This window comes from Bacillus sp. P4_D3 (genome assembly GCF_056401855.1).
On record NZ_JBFUIN010000143.1, the window covers coordinates 1 to 7382 of the forward strand.

Consider the following 7382-nt stretch of genomic DNA (forward strand, 5'->3'; position numbering starts at 1 on the left):
ATTAAAATCTTAGCTATATTCGTGAAACATCCGATTTTAATTATGTTACAAGATAGTCTTACACCAGTAACCATGACCTTCTTTTACGGAAGCACGATTATTTTATTATTCCATTACAAAAAGGTAGCGCATTTACTAACATACATGGCGAACATGGGAAAAATGTCGGTTAGTAATTACTTAGCGCAATCTATTATCACAACAACTATTTTTTACTCATATGGATTTGGCTTATACGGTAAAATTGGCTATTTCTTCGGTATTCTTTTAACCATTGGAATTTATACGATTCAATTATTCGTTAGTACCTATTGGCTACAGAAATATCGAATGGGGCCTGTGGAATATATATGGAGACTGGGAACTTATTTGGAGAAACCACAATTTAAAAGAGACTTGGATAAAGCAAGCTAAACAAAAAGTCGTTTATCCTCCCGAAGTGAGAGATAAACGACTTCTTTGTTATTTATTAAAGCATAACCCCAACGATAACAGCTGATAATATACTTACTAACGTTGCACCGTATACAAGTTTTAATCCGAATGAAGATACAACGTTTGATTGTTTTCCATCGATACTCTTCGTTGCACCTGCGATAATTCCGATAGATGAGAAGTTCGCAAATGATACAAGGAAGATTGATAAAATACCTACTGTACGAGCTGATAACTCACCAGCTACTTTTCCTAGATCAAGCATCGCAACAAATTCGTTCGTTACTAATTTCGTTGCCATAATTTGTCCTGCTGTTAGCATTTCTGATGTTGGAATGCCCATTACGAATGCTAATGGCGAGAAGATATATCCTAAAATGCTTTGGAATGTGATTCCGAAAATTGAATCGAACACACCGTTAATTGCTGTAATTAATGCTACGAAACCGATTAACATCGCCGCTACTGTTACAGCGATAGAGAAACCTAGCATAATATATTCGCCTAACATTTCAAAGAATGTTTGTTTCTTATCTTCTTGTAATTCTAAAATGTCATCTTCTTCGCTCACATCATATGGATTAATAATATGAATGATAATGAATCCACTAAATAAGTTTAGTACAAGTGCTGTTACTACATATTTTGGATCAATCATCTTCATATAAGAACCAACGATTGACATCGATACTGTTGACATTGAAGATGCACATAGTGTGTATAAACGATTTTTTGGTAATTTGCTTAATTGATCTTTTACTGTAATAAATACTTCACCTTGGCCGACAATTGCCGCCGCTACTGCGTTATATGATTCAAGTTTTCCTAAACCGTTAATTTTACTTAATACGAAACCGACTGCACGAATGATAATCGGTAAAACTTTTATATGTTGTAAGATCCCAATTAGTACTGCTAAGAAAATAATTGGTAATAATACTGTTAAGAAGAATGGTGCTTGTCCATCATTTGCTAGACCACCAAATACGAAATTAACCCCTGCTTCCGCAAATTTTAAAATAGCGCCAAATCCATCTGCAATCCCTTTTACTAATACAAATCCTACCTTTGTATTTAGTAAGAAATACGCAAGTACCAATTGAATTACAAGCATAACTGCAATTGGTTTATATTTAATTTTCTTACGATCTGAACTTATAAGGAACCCTAGTACAAATACTACAAGTAAACCGACTAGAAACATTACTAACTTCATATGTGAATCCTCCACTTCCATGAGTTATCAGTCGTATAACGAATGACGTCTGACCATTAATATTAAAAAAATATGAACCCTTAAAATATTTTGAACTGTCTTCTAAAATCAGTAAGCGTTTACATAAATTGCAATTTATAACAGGTAGTCTCTTCTTCTCTACCGTATTTAACGTGTGAAATGGATACCACCTACAAATCAAATTGTAAGCGTTATCTAATCGAAATGCAATATAAATTTTAAAAGATTTTTATATGTTAATATATTCCTAACCGATTGGTTTTTTTATGTAAATTTACTATAAAAAATAGCCCTAGCTATGAGCTAGGGCTATTTTTTTTATAACATAACACCAACGATAATCGCCGATAAAAGACTTACTAATGTCGCACCGTATACAAGTCGTAATCCGAATGATGAAACAACGTTTGATTGGTTTTCATCAATCCCTTTCGTTGCACCTGCAATAATTCCGATAGATGAGAAGTTTGCAAATGATACAAGGAATACAGAAAGAATACCGACTGTACGAGCTGATAAATCACTAGCTACTTTTCCTAGATCAAGCATCGCAACAAATTCGTTCGATACTAATTTCGTTGCCATAATTTGTCCCGCCGTTACCATTTCTGATTGCGGGATTCCCATTACGAATGCTAATGGTGAGAAAATATATCCTAAAATAGCTTGGAATGTAATACCGAACACTGAATCAAACAAGCTATTGATTGCTGTAATTAATGCTACGAAACCAAGTAACATTGCTGCTACCGTAATCGCAATCGTGAAACCAAGCATAATATATTCGCTTAACATTTCAAAGAATGACTGTTTTTTCTTATTTTCTAACTTCAGTGTATCTTCTTCTTCCGTAATATCGTACGGATTAATAATATGAATAATAATGAAACCACTAAATAAATTTAATACAAGTGCTGTTACTACATATTTTGGCTCAATCATTTTCATATAAGAACCAACGATCGACATCGATACTGTCGACATGGAAGACGCACATAGTGTATATAAACGATGTTTGGGGATTTTACTTAATTGATCTTTTACTGTAATAAATACTTCTGCTTGCCCAACAATTGCAGCCGCTACTGCATTATATGATTCTAATTTTCCTAAACCATTTACTTTACTTAGCATAGTACCAATAGCACGAATAAATATCGGTAAAATTTTAAAGTGTTGCAGAATTCCAATTAAAACGGCAAAGAATACGATTGGTAATAAAGCTGTTAAGAAGAATGAAACCTCTCCTTTATTAACAAGACCACCAAATACGAAAACGATTCCAGATTCCGCATATCCAAGAAGCGCTCCAAATCCATCTGAAATTCCTTTTACTAAAATATAACCAATTGGCGTATTTAATAAGAAATACGTTAACGCTAGCTGAATAACAAGCATAATCGCGATTGGTTTATACTTAATCTTCTTACGATCAGAACTTATAAGAAAACCGAGTACGAATACAACTAGTAATCCTACAAGAAACATAACAAACTTCATTAATAAAATCCTCCATTTAACTCTTCATTAACGTTGAACGTCTGACCATTAGAAATACGAAATAAACCGAACTTTCCATTTACCCCTAAAACCATAGAAATGATTATAAAAAGTCGTCTAATCTCTTATTCTAAAGCCATTAACCATTCTAACACAAATTACAACTCACATCTGCATTTTTCTTTAAAAAAATTACATTTTATTATAAAACGCTCATTAATGTTCGTCTTTTACCTCTCTCCTTATTTTATCACCATAAAAAAACGAGCATCAAATTTCTCTGATGCTCGTTCCATCTTTTATTATACAGCTTTTTCTTTGTCCGCTACTGCTGGCTTGTCCCAGCACTCTGTGTTCGTTAAACCAGGGATAGAATCTGCACTGAAGACTGGATCTTTTCCTTGTTTCTTTTGTTTCACATAGTCCGCTAATGCTGCATACGCAAATCGTCCAAGAAGTGTAATCGCAATTAAGTTTGTGATTACMATTAGACCCATAAATAAATCTGCCATATTCCATACAACTTGAAGCGTCGCAACAGAACCGAATAATACCATTCCCACTACCGCAATACGGTAAATCGTTAACCAAGTTTTACTTTGTTTAATAAATTCAATATTCGTTTCACCATAATAATAGTTTCCTAGTAATGAACTGAAAGCAAATAAGAAAATGATAATCGCTAAGAAGCCGCTTGCCCACGAACCGATTTGTGAACTTAACGCCACTTGCGTTAATTCAATACCTTCTAAATTTGTTGCCTTATATGCACCAGAACATAGTACGATAAACGCTGTTGATGTACATACTAAGAATGTATCTACTAATACTCCAATTGTTTGAATAAATCCTTGTTTAGCTGGATGTGTTACATCCGCTGTTGCAGCCGCATTTGGCGCACTACCCATACCTGCTTCGTTCGCAAACAATCCGCGCTGAATACCAAACTTCATTGCAGCACCGATACCGCCACCTACAGCTGAATCTAAACCGAATGCACCTTTAAAGATTTCTGTAAACATATCCGGTATTAAATAATAGTTTTTAATAACAACGAAAATAGCTACTGCAATATAAATAAGTGCCATTGGCGGAACGATCAGCTCAGACATACGTGCGATACTTTTCACACCACCAAAAATAATAACCGCAACTAATACTGCTAATACGATTCCAACAACATAACGCTCAATACCAAATGCATTTTCAAATGCTAATGTCACTGTATTTGCTTGTACTGAGTTGAAAATTAAACCGTAACTAATTGTAATAAGGATAGAGAACCAAATTCCCATCCAACGTTTATTTAAACCTTTTTCCATATAATAAGCAGGACCACCACGGAAGCCACTACCATCTTTTACTTTATAAATTTGCGCAAGCGTACTTTCTACGAAGCTTGAAGATGCCCCAATAATCGCAATAACCCACATCCAAAATACAGCTCCWGGTCCTCCCATAGAAATAGCTAGCGCTACACCAGCTAAGTTCCCGATTCCAATACGAGCTGCTGAGCTCATACAGAAAGCTTGGAAAGAAGATACGCTACCCTTTTTACGTGTCTTTCCAGTTAAACCATCACCCATTAATCGAACCATTTCCCCTAAATGAGTAATTTGTACGAATTTCAATTTTATAGAAAAATAAAGCCCTAAACCGATTAACATTGCGATAAGAATATATGACCAAAGAATCGTATTCGTTGATGAAACGAATTGTTCTAAAATATTCATACTGTCAGTCCCCTCCCTTTTTCTTCATAAATTGAATTATATTTAAAAAATATTCAAAAATCAACATTTTTCGACAGGTTATTACTTCCATATGTTAGGTTTTGTAACATAACGGTGTTATTTGTTATGTTTTATGACTTTATATTTATAAAATGTACATACTAAAACAATACATAATCCCATTGACAAAAACACCAACCTGTAACTATAATGATTACATCAAGTTGTAACAAACCTAATTACACTAAATTCATTCATTTTCACATATACACTTTAACAAAACACTTTGGAGGGATTCATTATGAAAATCGGAATTATCGGAGCAAGCGGAAAAGCTGGAAGTCGCATTTTAAAAGAAGCATTAGATCGCGGTCATGAAGTAACTGCAATCGTAAGAAACGCTTCAAAAATAACAGAAGACAACGTAAAAGTTTTAGAAAACGATGTATTCAACCTTACATCTAATGACCTACAAGCATTCGATGTTGTAGTAAACGCATTCGGTGCTCCAGCAGGTGAGGAACACCTTCACGTAGATGCAGGAAACGTACTGATCGAAGCTATGAAAGGTGCACCTAACACAAAATTACTTGTAGTTGGTGGTGCTGGTAGCTTATTTGTAGACGAAGAAAAAACGACTCGTGTATTTGATACACCAGGTTTCCCAAATGAATACCTTGCAACTGCTCAAAACCAAGGTAAAAACTTAGAAATCTTACAACAAACAAATGATATTACTTGGACATTCATCAGCCCTTCTGCACTATTTGCACTAGGAAAACGTACTGGCTCTTATACAGCTGGCAAAGACAATCTTCTCGTTAACTCAAAAGGCGATAGCTACGTAAGTTACGAAGACTTCGCAGTAGCAGCACTTGATGAAATCGAAAATCCAAAACATGTAAACGAACGCTTCACAGTTGTTTCTGAAGCTGAGTAATAAAAAAAGCTCGTAAACATAGTGTTTACGAGCTTTTTTCATCATCTGTTATATTGATTCGGTTTATGTGGTTCATTTGGTGTATAGGGTTTATTTGGTTTATTATCATGACCATTTGCTTTTTTCCAACTTACCGCTAACTCTGGACTTGTTTTCTCTTCACTACGCTCAAGTAACACAACCGCATTTTGAATAGTCGGTGTACCTTTATGTGCAATTCCTTGTAGTTTCGTTAAATTCCCTGATACTTTAAAGCTAAATCCACCCGATGGTGTTTGTTTCGGAATTAAAATGCGGAACTTTTCTCCTACATTAAATTCTGTTTTTCCCTCGCCTTTTTCATTTACGAACTTCGCGCCTTCTGGTGCACCTGTTGCCTGCACTTTATACGTTCCGCTTTTAGCGTTTGTTTGCACTGTATATAAACCAGTTTCAAAAAATTCATCTTTTAATACTGCTTCTTGTTCTTCCGAAGGTGTTACACTCATCGTAATTTCTTGTAGTTCTTCACTAGCACTTGCTTTTGCAACTATATCTTTCGTTACTTTTTCTACATTTTTATTACGGAAATCTAAATCATTAATATCAATTTGTTTTAACGCATTCCACACCGCAAGCTGCGTTGCGTAATGTGCATCTCTCCAATCAGAAACACCTAATTCTTGCGGACTCTTTTGTGGGTATCCGTTTAATAGTACGCGGTACACGTTAATATCCACTTTACCCATTTCAGGTAAATCTTGACCACTTGGCGATTTTAAATCTACATTTAAACAAAAAGCAATTTTTCCATCTGCTGTTTTAATAAGCTCTGTTCGAATTGGTTTCTTCTTTGACCTACTGTAACTCCAATCCATTTGATACTTCGTATGGTCCATAACTTCTGCGAATGCTTTTTGAAGTGGGAATAATAAGTTCGCAAATACAAATAAAACACTCAAAAAAGTGGCCATTATCTTGAACGATCGTTTTATATTCATGTCTACAACCCCTTATAAAATAACAAATTTACTACTGTTTATTATTTAGTTAGAAATTTTTTTTATGCATAGACAAAATAAAAAAGAGCGCAAACTTTTTGCACTCTTTGAACTTACCTCTATTAGAAATCAAAGTTATCCGGATCTGGACCGACGCGGTGGTTTTCATTTAAAGCATCAATCTTTTCCATATCTTCTTTTGTTAGCTCAAAATTGAAAATATCTGCGTTTGCAATAATACGCTGTTCTTTCGTTGACTTCGGAATTGTTACAACTTCATTTTGAAGATCCCAACGTAAAATGATTTGCGCTGTCGTTTTACCGTGTTTATCAGCAATTTCTTGTAATGTTTCGTTATCTAATAATTGACCTTGCATAAGTGGTGACCATGCTTCCATTTGAATACCTTGTTCTTTACAGAAAGCTTGTAATTCTTTTTGTGTTAAACGAGGGTGGTATTCTACTTGGTTAATCATTGGCTTAATTTCTGCATCTTTCATTACATCTTGTAAGTGATGGATTTGGAAGTTACTCACACCAATCGCACGTACACGCTC

The 7382-nt window shown here is 34.7% G+C and carries 7 protein-coding genes; 2 read left to right on the forward strand and 5 right to left on the reverse strand.

Annotated elements, in window-relative coordinates; all coding sequences use genetic code 11:
• Window positions 1-414, forward strand: a 414-nt coding sequence (locus tag AC1DTM_RS14920) for a DUF418 domain-containing protein (RefSeq protein WP_477000415.1), incomplete at its 5' end; no start/stop codon positions are given.
• A gap of 55 nt (window positions 415-469) precedes the next feature.
• On the opposite strand, the gene AC1DTM_RS14925 is transcribed toward AC1DTM_RS14920, so the two are convergent.
• The 3 genes from AC1DTM_RS14925 to AC1DTM_RS14935 form a co-directional block, all read right to left on the reverse strand.
• Window positions 470-1651 (reverse strand): NupC/NupG family nucleoside CNT transporter, encoded by a 1182-nt coding sequence (locus AC1DTM_RS14925; RefSeq protein ID WP_002112757.1) that lies wholly within the window; start codon window positions 1649-1651, stop codon window positions 470-472.
• Between the two features lie 339 nt (window positions 1652-1990).
• Window positions 1991-3172, reverse strand: a complete 1182-nt coding sequence (locus AC1DTM_RS14930) for a NupC/NupG family nucleoside CNT transporter (protein ID WP_002112759.1) — start codon at window positions 3170-3172, stop codon at window positions 1991-1993.
• 302 nt (window positions 3173-3474) lie between these two features.
• The gene (locus AC1DTM_RS14935; RefSeq protein ID WP_477000416.1) at window positions 3475-4905 is read right to left on the reverse strand and encodes an alanine/glycine:cation symporter family protein; all 1431 of its coding nucleotides are present in this window, start codon (window positions 4903-4905) and stop codon (window positions 3475-3477) included.
• Window positions 4906-5206: 301 nt separating this feature from the next.
• Here AC1DTM_RS14935 and AC1DTM_RS14940 point away from each other — a divergent pair, with 301 nt between their 5' ends.
• Window positions 5207-5845, forward strand: coding sequence for an NAD(P)-dependent oxidoreductase (locus AC1DTM_RS14940; protein ID WP_016106576.1), 639 nt, complete (start codon window positions 5207-5209; stop codon window positions 5843-5845).
• A 41-nt stretch (window positions 5846-5886) separates the two neighbouring features.
• Here AC1DTM_RS14940 and AC1DTM_RS14945 read toward each other — a convergent pair whose 3' ends face one another.
• Together AC1DTM_RS14945 and AC1DTM_RS14950 are read right to left on the reverse strand one after the other, a co-directional pair.
• A complete protein-coding gene (locus tag AC1DTM_RS14945; protein ID WP_016106577.1) occupies window positions 5887-6825 on the reverse strand; it encodes a thioester domain-containing protein in 939 nt (312 codons plus the stop codon).
• 122 nt (window positions 6826-6947) lie between these two features.
• Window positions 6948-7382, reverse strand: a 435-nt coding sequence (locus tag AC1DTM_RS14950; protein WP_477000417.1) for an aldo/keto reductase, incomplete at its 5' end; no start/stop codon positions are given.